Source organism: Pseudomonas fluorescens, from assembly GCF_000967965.1.
GTDB classification, from domain to species: domain Bacteria; phylum Pseudomonadota; class Gammaproteobacteria; order Pseudomonadales; family Pseudomonadaceae; genus Aquipseudomonas; species Aquipseudomonas grandcourensis.
In genome coordinates this window covers 25,677-39,998 of record NZ_LACC01000040.1, presented here as the reverse complement: position 1 = coordinate 39,998, position 14,322 = coordinate 25,677, and the positions used below count along the sequence as shown (strand labels likewise).

Here is a 14,322-nt window from a genome sequence, read left to right as displayed (position 1 = left end):
CCATAAGCCGCCGTTACCGCAGCAACGGATATGTACTCAATCAACCAAGAACCTGGTCAGCCCGAAGGCCGCCTTCAAAAGCAAACCCGCTCCCAAGGTTCAAGGCTGCAATGCCTGGGGCCCGGTGGACTGTTCTTTCGGTGGTCCGCTGGTGCCATCGAGGACAACTTTCTCGGCCACGAACTGCCAGTCCTTGTAGCTGGCCATGCCTTTGAAGTCCGTCCACTGGCTGGGAAAGTTCTCTTGCTTGAGCGGCTTCTGTTCGGACGGGCAGTACACACCGCTGATCCGCCCGTTCAAATCACGCATCAACTCCCACTCGCCACCTGTCATCGGCTCCGGGTACAACTGCCGCAGATGGTGCCTGGCAGTCGGGAAACGCTCGTCCTGCAACAGGTCCGTGAGTTCTTTCGGGTACTGGGCCATACCGGGCGAACTGCGGTAATAGCTGCGCAACGCCTGGGCATATTGCGTACCGGCCCAGAGCAACTGGATTTCGCGATCCCGGCGCGAAGCGGTGGCCCACAACTCGCCGGCACTGGCCAGGCCCATGCCTATCACGACGATCAGAAACAGCACACCCAAGTAGGTAAAGCCATCCTGGTTCGAAGGCTTACCACTCGGAATACAGGCTGCCATCACGCGCCCTCCCTCTGGCTCCACTCTTGATATCGGCCACCCCGCCTGCCACGCCATCCGGTGGCGCGACCATGACCCAGGTGTCCTTGCGCTCGGCAATCGGGTCCAGCGGCTGGTTGCGCAGGTAGCGCAGTTCGACCAGCTGTTCGATGGAATCGGGATAACGCCCGGTGTCCCCGTAGTAGTGATCCAGTGCCTCGCGCATGGACGACAGACTCTGGTGCAGAGTGGTCTCCTTGGAGGCCTCGAGGCTGCTGAAGTAGCGTGGCAAGGCGATCGTCATCAGAGTCGCGATGATTGCCAGAACCACCATCAGTTCAATCAGGGTAAAGCCCTTTTGCCGACGCATATGCTCACCACTCTCGGTAGGCGATGCCATTGAGACCCTTGCCGCGTACCTTGGAGTAAACGTCAAAGACGTCCTGGCCCTCCCGCGGGTTCTCAGCCGAACTGTCGTAGGAACGCAGGCCCCAGCCGCCGCCGTCGTCACGCTTGACGGCTGCCAGCGGGTCACGGGGGATGCGCCGCAGGAAATAGAACTTGGCGCCCTTGGGACTGCGCACATCACGCACCCCCTCGACCAGCACTTGAAGGTTCGGCGGGTAGCCGCTGCTGTCGAGCGACTTCTCGATGTAGCCGGCGTCGAAGGCTTGTTTGTAGGCGTCGATGGCATCGCGGATCTGGTACAGCGCGGTCCGCAGGTCCTGCTCCTTGCCCCGGCGCACCACGGTCTCGGTCAGCGGTGCGGCCATGCCGGCCAGCAGGCCGACCAGGGCAAGCGTCACCACGACTTCGACCAGGGTAAAACCGCGTTGCGAGGCGTTCATGATCAAGGCTTCCCGACGGTAACGGTGGTGGCGATCGGTGCGCTCATGGGGTTGGTCTGAACCGTCGTGCTCATCGAACGATCCGGTGCCTGGATGTGCATGCTGGTTTCGGTACCGGTCGGGAACTCCATGTCAGACGGGCTCTGGTACGGCAGGTTGCGCACGATCCGCGGGGTGATCGACAGCACCAGTTCGGATTTGCTGACGTCGTCCTTGTTGCTGCCGAACAGGCGACCCAGGCCGGGAATGTCGCCAAGGCCGGGAATCTTGTTGCCGGTGGCGCCGTGGTCGTTGCGCACGAGCCCTGCGAGGATCTGGGTTTCGCCGTCATGCAGACGCAAGGTGGTCTGGGCGTTGCGGGTATCGACCTGGACCGGAATGGTGCCCTGTGCGGTCGGCGTCAGCGGCGTGGCGTTACTGACTTCCAGCGCGATCTTGATCGCCACTTCGTTGTTCAGGTGCACGATGGGTTGCACTTCGAGCTTGAGACCGACGTCAAGGTACGTCACGCTTTCGGTGATCACCGGGCCCTGGGTCGAAGGCACCGAGGTGGCGCTGATGATCGGCACGCGCTGACCGATGTGGATGCGCGCCTGCTCGCGGTTGCTCACCCGAATCACAGGGCTGGCCAGGGTATTGATGTCCTTGTCCTGGGCATTGATCTTGGCCTGCGGCGATGGCGAGATGGTAATCCGGCTGGAGTCGATGCCTTTGAGTTGATCAAGAATGCTCACCGCCGAGCCGTCGCTGTTGACCACGCCGAAGGTGTTGGGCCATTGCAGGCCAAGGTCGAGAATGCGTTGACGGGCGACTTCCATCACTTCCACTTCCAGCACCACTTCCGGATTGGACTGATCCTGCGATTGCAGGAGTTTTTCCGCCATGCGCACCGCGTCACCGGTATCGCGCATGGTCAGAGTGTTGAGGCGCTCATCAACAAACACGTCGCGGGTCTTGAGCATGGTCTTGATCATGTTCAGCGCCGTGTTGGCATCGATGCTGGTCAGGTAGAAGGTGCGCATCACCAGCTCTTGGTAATCCTTGATCTTCTGCGGCGAGTCCGGGTAGATCAGCACGGTGTTTTCATTCACCACTTTCTGATGCAGCTGGTTCTGTTGCAGCAGCAGTTCCACGGCGTCTTCGATACGCACGTCACGTACGAAGATCGTGGCTTTCATATCCGGGCGCAGGTCCTTGTCGAAGATGAAGTTCAGGCCGGCGACCTGGGACAGCACTTCGAAAATGGTCTTGAGGTTGGCATCGCGAAATTCCAGGGTCACCGGCCGGTCAAGGCGCGTGCGCAGTTGCGGGTACTGCACCACGTTGCGGCTCTGCACCAGGCGGATGCTGTCTTGCAATTCCAGGGCGCCGTCGTTCTTCGGGTCCAGTTCTAGAATCTGTTTGACCTGGCGGTCGGCACCGTAGATGTCACCGCGACGCAGGTCGCCACGGGCCAGTTCGAGTTTCTCATCCATGCTGCGCAGGTAGTCGAGCTGGCGCAGGGAATCCTGGGCACGACGGTTGTTCGGTTCGATGTTCAAGACCCGGCTGTAAGTCATGCGGGCCCCGGCGAAATTACGCTGGGCCCGGTCCATGTCGGCCTGGCTCAGCAGTGACTTCACGGCGAGGGCCCGTCCGTTGTTGAGGGCCATGTGCAGATCGGTATCGCGAGGGTTTTCGCGCAATCCCTCTTCGATGCGGGCCAGACCGGCTTCGTACTGGCCCGATTCGATCAGGGCGGAAGCTTCATCCCTGGCGACCTGCGCGGAACTGCATGCGGCCAGCCCTGCGCAGAGACAAAGGCTCATCAACAAACGGGATTTGTTCATTCCGTACTCCCCACAGACAAAGTCTGCGCCAAATGCAGAGGCAGGTAGACCAGGCTCAGTTCCTCATCGGAAATCCGCTCGATCCGCCAGGTTTCGTCGATGACATCCCCTTTGCGCACGACGTATATTTTTTCGCCGCTCTGCAAAAACACCTGCAGATCGGAACGGTCATCCAGCCTGCCGACAAACTGGAAGGGCATCGGTGGTGCAGTGGGGACTTGCACCACAGGAGTAACGACAACCGATTGTTCAGTGACGGTGCCGGGGGCCGGCGCCGCTATCCAGCTGCGGGCGGCGAACAGGTCGCCTGCCGGGCTCAGGTCCTTGATCGGTACTACCGCAGCGGCGCTCGATGCAGCCGTCGATGCGACTGGGGTCTTGCCCTTGGTTGGCGTAGCCACGGTAGCCACGGTGACCACCGCAGGGTCGCTGTCGTCGGCCTGATTGAAGTATTCGGGGAGCCAGGCGAGCGCTGCCGCTACTCCGAAGAACGCCACCCAACCCACCACTCGTTTGGTATTCATCATGACCTCGACAGGTAAAGGGTCATGCGGATCCGCCCGGTCAGGTCGGTTTCGGCGATATTCTTGCGCGAAAGCTCCACATCCTCGAGCACCACCGCCGGCAACTGGCCGAGCAAGGCGTGCAGGAAACGCCGCAGTTGCGGATAGCTGCCGCGCACCGGCAGCAGAATCTGATAACGGGCCAGGTGCGTCTTGGGGTCCACGCCCAGGGAGTATTCACCCCGGGACAAGGTGATGCGTTCCTGGGCGGCCAGGGCGTAGATCTTGTCGATGGCCACAGTGGCCTGGGGCTGGGACGGCAACTTGCTGCGAAAATCGTCGAGCTGACGCTGCGGCACCACCGGCGCGGCCACGCTACCGTCTTCGACCTTGGCCAGGTACTCGGTGGCTTCGCGAGTCTGCTGGCTGAGGCTTTGCAGCGACTCCCAGTCCGGCAGCAACCCCACCAGGCCATAGCTCAGCGCCAGCACCAGCATGGTCATCCCTGCCAGCCCCGGAACGCCCAGGCCTTGCAGGTATTCGTGGACGATCAATTTATGGATTTGCATCGCCGATCTCCCAGGTAGCCGACAGGCTGAACTGCACCGGGTGTTCCGGCACGTTGGCGACAATTTCGTGGCTCAGCAGCGACACGTCGGACAGCTCGTCGCTGGCTTCGAGGCGGCGGTGAAAATCGAGCATGGCTTCCAGGTCCAGCGCCTCGGCGCTGATCCGCACCTGGCCCTTGCGGGCGTCCGGGGTCAGGGTCAGCAGGGCAATGTTGTCCCGTGGCATGGCTTCGAGGGTGGCGAACAGGCGCTCCCAGGGGCGGCGCAACTGCTGGGAGACCTTGCGCATTTCCGCCAGGTTCTGCGCCTGCTCGCGGATTTGCGCCGGGGTCAGGCTGAGCTTGCTGCCGGTATCGCCGGTAAGCACCCGCTGTGTGGTTTGCAGGTGGCCTTGCTGTTGTTCGGCCTCGTTGCTCAGGTGCTGTTGCACCATCAGGCATGTCAGTGTCAGCACCACGCCTCCGGCCAGCAGGCTCCAGCCCAAGGGGCCAGCACGGCGGCGCGGCTGAAAGTCGAGCATCAGGGGGCGCATGTCAGGCCACCGCCCGAGACATGACGTACAGGCAATCGCGTACGACTGTCCGGTCTTCTTCGAGGGTGCGCAGATGCACTCCGGGCACGTCAGGCTGCGAATCGATGCGCGCCGGTGCATGCAGGTAGACATTCAACGGCCGTTCGCTGGTGGACGCCTGCAACTGGTGTTCACGACCGATCAGCGCGGTCAGCGCGGCATCGCTGTCACTGCTGCCCACCGAACGCACCGAGGTCCAGCGCCCTTCCCGGGCCAGCAGCAACACGCTGCGTACCGGTTCGGCGACCACAAACAGGAAGTCCCCGGCCTCAAAGCTCTTATCAAAATGGTTGAACGCCGCCATCAGGTACGGCTGCACCGAACGCAGGCGCAAACCGCGAGCACTGACCAGGGCCCGCAGGCGTTCGAGCAAGTCCTGTGGCAGCGCGGTGGCGATGCGGTCGTAACCGGCGGGCTCGGCCGAGAGCACCAGGCTCCAGGGCTGCGTCGGGGCACCGTAGATGTCTTCGAAACACAGTTGGGCGAAGCCGAGCAATTCGGCCGGGCTGCTGATCTGCTCACTCCAGGGCACCAGGCAATAGCGGCTGAAGTGCCCGGAGATCACCACGGTCAGTTCCGCCCTGGCAACGCTGTGTTCAGCCAGCAAACGGTCGAGGGTATCGAGGGCCACCGTCCAGGCCTGGAAGCCTTCGTCGATGTAGCCGACGCTGCCCAGCCAACGGGTTGCAGCGCCTTGGCGTTGCCCCAGGCCAACACCGCTGGCGCCGAGCACGGCGACAAATTGCTCACGAGATAAAAGTGACACGATTGATCTCCTCGAGCGTCGTCCGGCCTTGTTCCACCATCTCCAGCGCCGACTCGCGCAACAGGCGCAAGCCACGTTTGCAGGCGTGCGCCTTGATTTTCGAAATGGGCTGGCGCTCGACGATCATTTGCCGCAATTCGTCGTCCAGGTGCAGCAGCTCGGCAATCGCGCTACGCCCCCGATAACCGGTGCCCCGGCAATGCCCGCAGCCCTTGCCGTGGACGAACTGGTAGTGAGCGACCTTTTGCGGATCAAGCCCCGAGACCTCCAATTCTTCTTGCGTCGGGCTGTAAGGGCTGCTGCAACTGGTGCAGACCAGGCGGATCAACCGCTGGGCCAGCACGGCGTTGAGTGCCGAGACCAGGCTGTAGGGATCGATTTCCATCTGGGTGAATCGGCCGATCACGTCGAACACGTTGTTGGCGTGAATGGTGGTGAACACCAGGTGACCGGTGAGTGCCGATTGCACGGCGATCTGTGCGGTGTCCGGGTCGCGGATTTCACCGACCATGATCTTGTCCGGGTCATGCCGCAGGATCGAGCGCAGGCCCCGGGCGAAGGTCAGGCCTTTCTTTTCGTTGACGGGGATCTGCAGCACGCCCGGTAACTGGTACTCCACCGGGTCTTCAATGGTGATGATCTTGTCCACGCCGTGGTTGATCTCGGTGATCATCGCGTACAGGGTGGTGGTCTTGCCGCTACCGGTCGGTCCGGTCACCAGCACCATGCCATAGGGTTCGGCGGCCAGCCGGCGCAGCTGGCGCAGGGTTTCCTCTTCAAAGCCCAGGGCCTGCAACTGCACGCCGCAGACCTTGTCGGCGAGGTCCTGTTTGTCGAGAACCCGCAGCACCGCGTCTTCGCCGAAAATGCTCGGCATGATCGACACCCGGAAGTCGATCTGCCGGCCGCTGATGCCGATCTTGAAGCGGCCATCCTGAGGCACGCGTTTTTCTCCGATGTCCAGTTCGGCCATGACCTTGACCCGGGAAATCACTTGCTCGGCGAATTCGTTGCCCTGGATCTTGCTGATGTTGTTGAGCACACCGTCGATCCGGTACTTGATCACCAGGCCGCTGCCGGTGGTGCCGAGGTGGATGTCGCTGGCGTGCATTTTCAGCGCGTCGTACAGGGTCGAGTTGACCAGTTTGACCACGACGCTGGAGTCTTCGCTGATGCTGGTCAGGGACAGGCTTTGCAGGTTATCGATTTCGGTACCGGCGTCGCTCTGGGCGTTGAGCGACTCCACCGCATGGAAGCTTTCTTCGTGACGCGCCAGGTAGGCCTTCAGGTCATCGGCATGCACCAGGTACAGCGGCGCGCCTTGCAGGCATTCATCGATCCAGGCCAGGCGCGCACTGTCGAAGGGGTCGGCGAACACACCGATGACCGCATCGTTATGACGCAGCAGGATGAATTCACGCTTGAGGCATTGGGCCAGGGTCACCCGGTCGAACACCGGCGTGGAATTGAACAGGCTGTCGGTGTCGAGCACCGGGTAGTGCAGGGTTACGCCGAGGCATTGAATGAAAGGCATGGGAGCCAGTTCGCACAGCCCCCCCAGGGCGTCCAGCATCCGCTCGCCGGAACTGGTGGCCAGGGCTCGGGCCTGGGCCAGTTGTTCACTGCTGAAACGAGTCGGTGCACAGTCCGGTTGCGCCGGTTCTACGGCAAGGGATAGACGGTCCATGGCTGCTCTCCAACGCCCGGGGCTTTGAACCCTGTCGACGCGGCGAGGCATTTCGGCGGGGGCCGGAACGTCTTGTCGCGCCACTACTCCCCGGTGAGCAATTGTTCGTCGTCTGGCGCCATCGAGGCCGATGTACTTTTTCGGCGATCTGCCAGCACCCAACTACCGTCGTACAACTGCAACGGGAAACTCTCGGTCCTGCTCTGGCGTCGTTCGACAAAGCCTTCGCAAGTGCTCACCCCCGCTTTGGGTTCGCGTTGCCTGCCCAGAAGATCAAGCACTGCACGGGCCAATTCCGCCAATGGAAACGGCTTGAACAGGATATGGCTGACGCCCAGTTGCCGGGCCCGCTCACAAACTTCCGCGGTGGGGTGCCCTGTGATCAGCACGAAATGACACTTCCTGTTCTGGCGGACGGTATCGAGCAGCTGAAAGCCTTCCATATCGGGCAAGCGGTAATCGAACACCATCACATCGGGCGCGAAATCGCCAGCTTCAGCGATTCCTTGCGCTCCGTCGTGGGCAATCCGGACTTCCAGTGCTTGCGCCTGCAGGTAACCCTGGAGGTTCTCCGCCAGCAACTGTTCGTCATCAACAACCAGTACTTTGTTTAACAAGGTGGACTCCTTGAAACCGCAGGTCCGGGTTTTGAACCTGACGGAGTGCGCGCCCTGACTGGACTAACGCACACTTCATGCCAGGCTGAGCGCCGGTAATTTTAGGACTTCATGTCCTTGAATTTAAAAAACAATGCCTTTTCGTACCGCAGTTCCATCCCCCAAAAACGGGGAAAGCGACCGGATTGACATTGAATTTTTCCCCCCACTGTTGGGGAAACCCCCTATTGATCGTAAATCCGCTTGACTCGATTGCGCGAGCGCGATGGCGCCGATGCTCTCATTGCGGTTAAGCGTAGCCCTGCCGTTTCGCCAGTGGAAGTGTCTGCACCGGGCGGTATCGAGTTTCATCGATCGGCCTCCGGTCAGGGCGTGGCAGCAATGGGTTTATAGGGCGCGACCAGATAGAAACGCTGGTCCGGCAGATCCACCGTGACGATATGGGCACCGCTCAAGCCCAGGCGCCGGCCCGGACCAAAGCTCATCAGCGGCGTCAGCCCGGTATCGAAGTCATGCAGGCCTTCAAGGGCACTGACCAGCTTCTCGCGACTGGCATCGCGCCCGGCCTGCTTCATGCCTTCGCTGAGCAGCATCATCGAACTGAACGCGCCCACTTGCAGCACCGCGTGCTGGCCGCCGAGTCCCTGATGTTCGCGCAACTGGGTCAAGGCCAGGCGCCCGGCCAGGGTCCAGTCGCTGGGCACGAACGGAAAGGCCAGGAACACCCGCCGGGAAAATCCGCTGGGCACCTGCATCAGGTTGCCCGCCACCTGGTTCGAGGCGGCGAACAGGTAAGGCACCTGCCCCGCCGTTTGCAAGCGCTCGGCCAGACGGCTGAAGCCACTGCTGCTGCCCAGGTAAAACACCGAGCGCGACCCCAAGGGAAAATCATCCCCGGCCGGGTCATAGGCTTGCAGGCGCACCTTTTGCCAAGCGTGCCCCTGCAAGTACCTGCTGAGTTCCTGCGCCGCCAGCCGTTGGCCGGGTTCGTCCGGGTAGGCGATCAGCGTCGGCCCCTGAAGCACCCGCAGGCTGGCTCTGGCGTAGTCAGCCAAGGCGATCAATTGCTCGCGAAGGCCCGGCAGCGGTTCGAATATCTGCGGGCTGGCGTGGGGCGTGCCCTGCAAGGACAGCGGCCCGATCAGAGGAATACCGGCCTGTTCCAGACGCTCGGCGAAGTCCAGGTCCAATGCCGGCGCCAGCGGTGCGATCAGGGCAAACACCTGCTCCTCATCGATCAACCGGTCCAGCGCCTTTTCGGCACTGGCGCGGTCGGCGCCGGGGTCGAGAATGGTCAGGCGCAACTGCCGGCCATGAATTCCGCCGGCCTCGTTGATGCGCGCCACGCAGCCATTGAGCACTGCCGCCACCGTGATGCCCTCCTCGCCCAAGGGTCCGGAACCCGGCAACAACGTGCCCAGGTGCAGACTGTCGGGGGCCAGTCCCGGAATGCGGTCTTCGGCCAGGTGCTTGAGGTACGCAGTGAGGTTGAGTTGATCGTTCATCGACAACACGAACCGTGGCATCGTCGGATCGAGCCGATTGTTGCCCGGGTCGCGCCCCTCCTGGACCGCCCGCGCCAGGGTGCTTTCGCTGTAGGCCGGATAACTGCGGCCGTTGATGTGCTGCGGGCCCTGGCTGCTGGCCAGTCGCGACCAGCGCAGGTCCGGCGGTCGCACCTCGCCTTCCGCGCGCCCGAGGCCATCTTCGCCATGACAACTGGCGCACGGCAGGCGAGTGGCCGGCAGCAGCATGCCCGCTGCGCCGACCCGGACCATGACCGGTTCGCCGCTGGCCGACACGCCTTCGTGGTACAGCCGTTTACCGGCACTTTCGCTGAGGCTCAGCGGCAGCGCCTGGGCGGTGAGCGCGATGCCGCCGAAGAGCACCAGGCCAAAGACGAGGGCAGTATTCATGGCCGTGGCTCAGCGACCGGCCACGGGCATTGTCAGCAATTGCAAGCGCTGGACAATGGAGGCGGCCGGGGCGGCGGAACGGATTTTGCTCCAGCGCCTGTTCGCCGCGTCACGGACGATCAACCGGGTGGAGTGTTGCGCGGGGAGCGGCACGATCTGGCCGATGCGCCCCCATACAAGGTCCATTTGCACCTTGTCGTCGGTAAGAAAAAACCAGTGGGGCCCATCGATGCCCTGTTTCAAGGTGCAAGCCTTGAGTACCGCCGGCGAGTTGCGCAGCGGATCACTGGTAAGGGAGATAAAGGTGCTGTCGTTCTGGTCCTGCATGGGTGTGTCAGTGGACGGTTGCGCTACGGGCGCGGTCTGTTCATGCCTTTCGCGGGCAAATGCCCTTGAACTGCAAATGCAGTGAAAGACGCCCTGGGCGCTCATGGCTGATGCTCCATGGCGATGGCGGTGTGCTTGGCGTGGGCGTTGCGTTCGCCTCTGAGCCTCTCGACGGCCCGGGCCAGCTCTGTCGGGTCGGTGAGACCGTAGTAGCGGGTCCAGAAACGGTTGTTGCCGTCCCCCACCAGAATCAGCGGCGAGTGGTTCTCGAAACCACCGCTGTAGGCGCCCAGGCCCTTGAGCGTGGCATCAACCGACTGCGGCGTACCGGTCAGCCAGCTCCAGCCCGGTCCCTTCTGGAAAGTGCGGGCGTAGTCGTTCAGGCGTTGGGGATCATCACGCTGCGGGTCGATGCTGATCGACACCAGTTGCACCTCGGTGCCGACCCGCGCGCCCAACTGTTTCTGTACCCTGCCCATGATTGAGGACACCACCGGACAAACCGTGGTGCAGTTGGTGTAGATGAAACCCATGACCACGATCTTGTTGCTCACCAGGTCTTTTTCCAGGCTGACGACTTTGCCGTTCTGGTCCAGCAGGGCCACGTCGGCAAACCTGATCCGGGCGGTCTCCGGGCTGGCGCTGCTGGCCGACATGTCGTGCCCGGTGTGCTCGTCCGCCGAGTGAGCCAGCGCCTGGTCGATACCGAAGGCCAACAGGCAGAACGTCAGCAGGCCGCAATGCGCGAATCGGTCCATGTCAGTTTCCTCTTGGTGGTGTATCGCCACTTCTCGACAAACCGACCGGAGCAATCCGCATGCCACAAAAAAATACGTTATTAATCAGTTTGTTATAATCACGACTTGATAGGTCGGGGGATATTCCCCACCCAATCCCCCCCTTTCTCGCCGGGGCAACCATTCCCCACTATTGGGGAAAATTCCCCCGAGGTTTCGATCACAGCGGCGCATCCGCGGGCAACCCCTGCAAACGCCGATACTGATTCAGCACGTTGGGCACATAACGCTGGGTCTCGGCGAACGGCGGGACCACGTTGCCCCGGCTGAGCACCGCTTGCGGGCCGGCGTTATAGGCCGCTACGGCGAGGCGGATATCGTTGTCGAACATCGTCATCAGGCGCTTGAGATAGCGGGCGCCGCCCTGGATGTTGGCCTTGGGGTCGTAGACATTGGTCACTCCCATTTCGCGGGCGGTGTCGGGCATCAGTTGCATCAGCCCGCGAGCGCCCTTGGGTGAGGTGGCGCGGGCGTTGTAGCTGGATTCGGTCTTGATTACTGCGTGCAGCAGCGCCGCCGGCAGTTCGTTGGCCTTGGCCGCCGCCGCCACCAACTCGGCATAGGGTTGCGCGGCGATCATCTGCGGTTGCTGATCGAGGCTGACCACCGCCGCATCGGGCTCATGAATCACCCGCTCATAGTGGCGTCCGGGACGGTGGACATTGGACAGGACGTAGCTGCCATTGGCGTCCACGGAAACAAACACATCGGCCTGTGCGGCACCGGCCAACACAAGAAGACCCAGCAATCCGGTGGTGAGTGTTTTCATTGTTATACCTCCCCTTCCGGCCCCGAAAATTGGGGGAATTGCCCCAATGGCCAGTCGTGCACCAGCCATACGCAAGCACTGTGCCGTAAGCGAGAAGGCCCGTAATACGGGGGGTGTGCCAGGGTCGGCAATCGTGAGCATGGCAATTGCATGCTGTTACATAGCAACTACATGGCAACTACATGGCAACTCTGCTGCCGACTGTTATGAGGTCATCATGAATCAGCGACTGTGTTATGCCCGGCGAACCCAAAGCGGGTTCACCTTGCTCGAACTGTTGGTGGTGCTGGTGGTATTGGGGCTATTGGCCGGCATCGTGGCGCCGAAGTATTTCGCCCAACTGGGCCGTTCCGAAGTGAAAGTGGCCAAGGCGCAGATAGAAGGCTTGAGCAAAGCCCTGGACCTTTACCGCCTGGAGGTCGGCCATTACCCATCGACCGAACAAGGCTTGCAGGCGCTGGTCACCGCCCCCGCCGACGAACCGCGCTGGACCGGCCCGTACCTGCAGAAAAAACTCCCGCAAGACCCCTGGGGCCGCAACTACAGCTATCGCTATCCCGGTGAAAACAGCGAGTACGACCTGTTGTCCATGGGCAAGGACGGGCAGCCCGGTGGCGAAGGCGAGAACGCCGAAGTCACCAACTGGAACTGACGGGAATGGCGACCATGCGCTTTCATCTCAAGGCCGTCGGCAAGGCCGGTGTGGTCTCGATGACCGTCGAGGCACCGGGGCACACCGAAGCCAGGCGCATCGCCGAAGACCAGGGCCTGCGGGTGGTCAGCCTGCACGCCGAGCGCCATTGGCGCGCGTTGCGCCTGCACAAGCGCGAGACGTTCAACCTGGTGTTGTTCAGCCAGGAACTGACCACCTTGCTCAACGCCGGCCTGCCGTTGATCGATGCGCTGGAAAGCCTGGCGGAAAAGGAAACCGCGCCACAAGCGCGCAAAACCTTGAGTGAACTGGTGCGCCTGCTTTACGAGGGCAAATCGTTTTCCCAGGCCTTGAGCCAGCTGTCGGCGGTTTTCCCGCCGCTGTACGTAGCGCTGGTGCAATCCAGCGAGAAGACCGGCGCCGTGGGCGATGCCCTGGGCCGCTATGTCAGCTATCGCCAGCGCATGGACGAGGTTCGCCAGAAGATCATCAGCGCTTCGATCTACCCCTTGCTGTTGCTGGTGGTGGGCGGTGGCGTGGTTTTGTTTTTGATGGGGTATGTCGTACCGCGCTTCAGCCTGGTGTTTGAAGGGCTGGGGTCGAACCTGCCATGGATGTCGCAGATCCTGATGAGCAGCGGCATGTTCCTGCACGCCCACCAGGGCGAATTCTTCGGGGGCTTGCTGGCCATCATCGTCGCCCTCACCCTGCTCCAGCGCCAGCCAGCCTTTCGTCGGGGGCTGGACCGCCTGATCGAAAAACTCCCCGCGGTGCACCAGCGCATCTTCATGTATGAGCTGGCGCGCTTCTACCGTTCGCTGGGGATTCTGCTGCAAGGCGGCATTCCCCTGGTCACTGCCATGGGCATGGTCCGTGGCCTGCTCAGCGTCGCCTCCCGCACGCGCCTGGACCAGGCCTGCGACCGGGTGCGCGAGGGGCAATCACTCTCTACCGCGCTGGAGCTCAATCACCTGGTGACCCCCGTGTCCCTGCGCCTGCTGCGTGCCGGCGAACAGTCCGGCAACCTCGGGCAGATGATGGAGCGCAGTGCCGACTTCTACGACGAAGAAATCAGCCGCTGGATCGAATGGTTCGTGCGGCTGTTCGAACCCTTGCTCATGACCTTCATCGGCCTGTTGATCGGGGTGATCGTGATCCTGATGTACATCCCGATTTTTGAACTGGCCTCGAGCATTCACTGACCCTTTGGAGCTGCCCCATTAGAAGCGGATCCGGCCGTACGTCGCATTCTTTTTCAACGTTCCAGCCGAATAAATCGGTTCGTTGAACTGTTCATCTAGTTCCCACGGGAAAAAAAAGCAGCACATTGCAAAGTTCGTCAACGTTCCAATCTGAATAAAAAGACGGAGAACGACATGCTCATCAATAAGCTTTTACTGGCAGTAGCTATTGGCGCGGTTCTGTCGGCGTCTACCGTATTGATTCCGGACAGCCTGTCCGGAGTTTCCAGTGCTCAGGCCAAGGACGGGGGTAGTGGCGGCGGTGGTGGCGGAAGTGGTGGTGGCGGTGGTGGCGGTGGTGGCAGCGGCGGAGGTGGTGGCGGCAGTGGAGGCGGCGGTGGAGGCGGCAGTGGAGGCGGCGGTGGTAGCGGTGGTGGTGGCAACAGCGGCAGCGGTCATAGTGGCGACCATGGCAGCAACAGTGGCCATGGCAGTGCCAACAGCGGTTCGAGCCACTCCGGAACGGCCTCGTCCTCAGGACGCAGCGGCACCCATGATGAACCCGGGGATGACCGTGGCGTTCATCGGGCCGGTGAAGTGGGCGACGATCATGGCGTTCATGCCAATGGCGAGCCCGGGGATGACCGTGGCGTCCATGCCAATGGCGAGCCT

At 62.0% G+C, this 14,322-nt stretch carries 17 protein-coding genes; 3 read left to right on the top strand and 14 right to left on the bottom strand.

All coding sequences use genetic code 11. The features are described from left to right. Positions 1 to 99: 99 nt before the first annotated feature. The 14 genes from VC35_RS25980 to VC35_RS25915 form a co-directional block, all read right to left on the bottom strand. A complete protein-coding gene (locus tag VC35_RS25980) occupies positions 100 to 639 on the bottom strand; it encodes a type II secretion system protein (RefSeq protein WP_046043477.1) in 540 nt (179 codons plus the stop codon). Continuing rightward, complete coding sequence (locus VC35_RS25975; RefSeq protein WP_046043475.1) at positions 614 to 988, bottom strand: type II secretion system protein; 375 nt, start codon at positions 986 to 988, stop codon at positions 614 to 616. Before VC35_RS25975 ends, VC35_RS25980 begins: the two co-directional genes overlap by 26 nt. Positions 989 to 992: 4 nt before the next feature. Then, entirely contained in the window at positions 993 to 1,466 is a 474-nt protein-coding gene (locus tag VC35_RS25970) for a type II secretion system protein (RefSeq protein ID WP_046043473.1), read from the bottom strand. A 2-nt stretch (positions 1,467 to 1,468) separates the two neighbouring features. Next, a complete protein-coding gene (locus VC35_RS25965) occupies positions 1,469 to 3,295 on the bottom strand; it encodes a secretin N-terminal domain-containing protein (RefSeq protein WP_046043472.1) in 1,827 nt (608 codons plus the stop codon). Beyond that, positions 3,292 to 3,819, bottom strand: a complete 528-nt coding sequence (locus VC35_RS25960) for a hypothetical protein (protein ID WP_046043470.1) — start codon at positions 3,817 to 3,819, stop codon at positions 3,292 to 3,294. Before VC35_RS25960 ends, VC35_RS25965 begins: the two co-directional genes overlap by 4 nt. Beyond that, positions 3,819 to 4,367, bottom strand: coding sequence for a type IV pilus inner membrane component PilO (locus tag VC35_RS25955; protein ID WP_046043468.1), 549 nt, complete (start codon positions 4,365 to 4,367; stop codon positions 3,819 to 3,821). The genes VC35_RS25960 and VC35_RS25955 overlap by 1 nt, the downstream gene beginning before the upstream one ends. Then, on the bottom strand, positions 4,354 to 4,899 hold the full coding sequence (locus tag VC35_RS25950; RefSeq protein ID WP_046043466.1) for a PilN domain-containing protein: 546 nt from the start codon (positions 4,897 to 4,899) through the stop codon (positions 4,354 to 4,356). The genes VC35_RS25955 and VC35_RS25950 overlap by 14 nt, the downstream gene beginning before the upstream one ends. Before the next feature lies 1 nt (position 4,900). Further along, on the bottom strand, positions 4,901 to 5,704 hold the full coding sequence (locus VC35_RS25945) for a hypothetical protein (protein WP_046043464.1): 804 nt from the start codon (positions 5,702 to 5,704) through the stop codon (positions 4,901 to 4,903). Beyond that, positions 5,685 to 7,391 (bottom strand): GspE/PulE family protein, encoded by a 1,707-nt coding sequence (locus tag VC35_RS25940; RefSeq protein WP_046043463.1) that lies wholly within the window; start codon positions 7,389 to 7,391, stop codon positions 5,685 to 5,687. Before VC35_RS25940 ends, VC35_RS25945 begins: the two co-directional genes overlap by 20 nt. Before the next feature lie 83 nt (positions 7,392 to 7,474). Beyond that, positions 7,475 to 8,008, bottom strand: a complete 534-nt coding sequence (locus VC35_RS25935; RefSeq protein WP_046043462.1) for a response regulator — start codon at positions 8,006 to 8,008, stop codon at positions 7,475 to 7,477. A gap of 365 nt (positions 8,009 to 8,373) precedes the next feature. Continuing rightward, positions 8,374 to 9,924 (bottom strand): cytochrome c/ABC transporter substrate-binding protein, encoded by a 1,551-nt coding sequence (locus VC35_RS25930; protein ID WP_046043460.1) that lies wholly within the window; start codon positions 9,922 to 9,924, stop codon positions 8,374 to 8,376. A 9-nt stretch (positions 9,925 to 9,933) separates the two neighbouring features. Continuing rightward, positions 9,934 to 10,356, bottom strand: a complete 423-nt coding sequence (locus tag VC35_RS25925; protein WP_046043458.1) for a thioredoxin domain-containing protein — start codon at positions 10,354 to 10,356, stop codon at positions 9,934 to 9,936. Next, positions 10,353 to 11,009, bottom strand: a complete 657-nt coding sequence (locus VC35_RS25920; protein WP_046043457.1) for an SCO family protein — start codon at positions 11,007 to 11,009, stop codon at positions 10,353 to 10,355. The genes VC35_RS25925 and VC35_RS25920 overlap by 4 nt, the downstream gene beginning before the upstream one ends. A gap of 199 nt (positions 11,010 to 11,208) precedes the next feature. Next, entirely contained in the window at positions 11,209 to 11,817 is a 609-nt protein-coding gene (locus VC35_RS25915; protein ID WP_046043456.1) for a lytic transglycosylase domain-containing protein, read from the bottom strand. 217 nt (positions 11,818 to 12,034) lie between these two features. Between VC35_RS25915 and gspG the strand changes: the two genes are divergently transcribed. The 3 genes from gspG to VC35_RS30240 form a co-directional block, all read left to right on the top strand. Continuing rightward, positions 12,035 to 12,469: a type II secretion system major pseudopilin GspG gene (gene gspG, locus VC35_RS25910; RefSeq protein ID WP_046043455.1), complete on the top strand. Its 435-nt coding sequence runs from the start codon at positions 12,035 to 12,037 to the stop codon at positions 12,467 to 12,469. A 14-nt stretch (positions 12,470 to 12,483) separates the two neighbouring features. Next, positions 12,484 to 13,671, top strand: a complete 1,188-nt coding sequence (locus VC35_RS25905) for a type II secretion system F family protein (RefSeq protein ID WP_046043530.1) — start codon at positions 12,484 to 12,486, stop codon at positions 13,669 to 13,671. A 174-nt stretch (positions 13,672 to 13,845) separates the two neighbouring features. Continuing rightward, positions 13,846 to 14,322 (top strand): hypothetical protein (locus VC35_RS30240; RefSeq protein WP_046043528.1); only part of this gene is annotated, 477 nt, incomplete at its 3' end.

What these genes read in the sequence shown, in the direction of transcription:
- VC35_RS25915 (WP_046043456.1), bottom strand. Translation starts at nt 11,817, where the DNA reads ATGAAAACACTCACCACCGGATTGCTGGGTCTTCTTGTGTTGGCCGGT.
- gspG (WP_046043455.1), top strand. Translation starts at nt 12,035, where the DNA reads ATGAATCAGCGACTGTGTTATGCCCGGCGAACCCAAAGCGGGTTCACC.
- VC35_RS25960 (WP_046043470.1), bottom strand. Translation starts at nt 3,819, where the DNA reads ATGAATACCAAACGAGTGGTGGGTTGGGTGGCGTTCTTCGGAGTAGCG.
- VC35_RS25970 (WP_046043473.1), bottom strand. Translation starts at nt 1,466, where the DNA reads ATGAACGCCTCGCAACGCGGTTTTACCCTGGTCGAAGTCGTGGTGACG.
- VC35_RS25975 (WP_046043475.1), bottom strand. Translation starts at nt 988, where the DNA reads ATGCGTCGGCAAAAGGGCTTTACCCTGATTGAACTGATGGTGGTTCTG.
- VC35_RS25955 (WP_046043468.1), bottom strand. Translation starts at nt 4,367, where the DNA reads ATGCAAATCCATAAATTGATCGTCCACGAATACCTGCAAGGCCTGGGC.
- VC35_RS25980 (WP_046043477.1), bottom strand. Translation starts at nt 639, where the DNA reads ATGGCAGCCTGTATTCCGAGTGGTAAGCCTTCGAACCAGGATGGCTTT.
- VC35_RS25925 (WP_046043458.1), bottom strand. Translation starts at nt 10,356, where the DNA reads ATGAGCGCCCAGGGCGTCTTTCACTGCATTTGCAGTTCAAGGGCATTT.
- VC35_RS25930 (WP_046043460.1), bottom strand. Translation starts at nt 9,924, where the DNA reads ATGAATACTGCCCTCGTCTTTGGCCTGGTGCTCTTCGGCGGCATCGCG.
- VC35_RS25920 (WP_046043457.1), bottom strand. Translation starts at nt 11,009, where the DNA reads ATGGACCGATTCGCGCATTGCGGCCTGCTGACGTTCTGCCTGTTGGCC.
- VC35_RS25965 (WP_046043472.1), bottom strand. Translation starts at nt 3,295, where the DNA reads ATGAACAAATCCCGTTTGTTGATGAGCCTTTGTCTCTGCGCAGGGCTG.
- VC35_RS25940 (WP_046043463.1), bottom strand. Translation starts at nt 7,391, where the DNA reads ATGGACCGTCTATCCCTTGCCGTAGAACCGGCGCAACCGGACTGTGCA.
- VC35_RS25950 (WP_046043466.1), bottom strand. Translation starts at nt 4,899, where the DNA reads ATGCGCCCCCTGATGCTCGACTTTCAGCCGCGCCGCCGTGCTGGCCCC.
- VC35_RS25905 (WP_046043530.1), top strand. Translation starts at nt 12,484, where the DNA reads ATGCGCTTTCATCTCAAGGCCGTCGGCAAGGCCGGTGTGGTCTCGATG.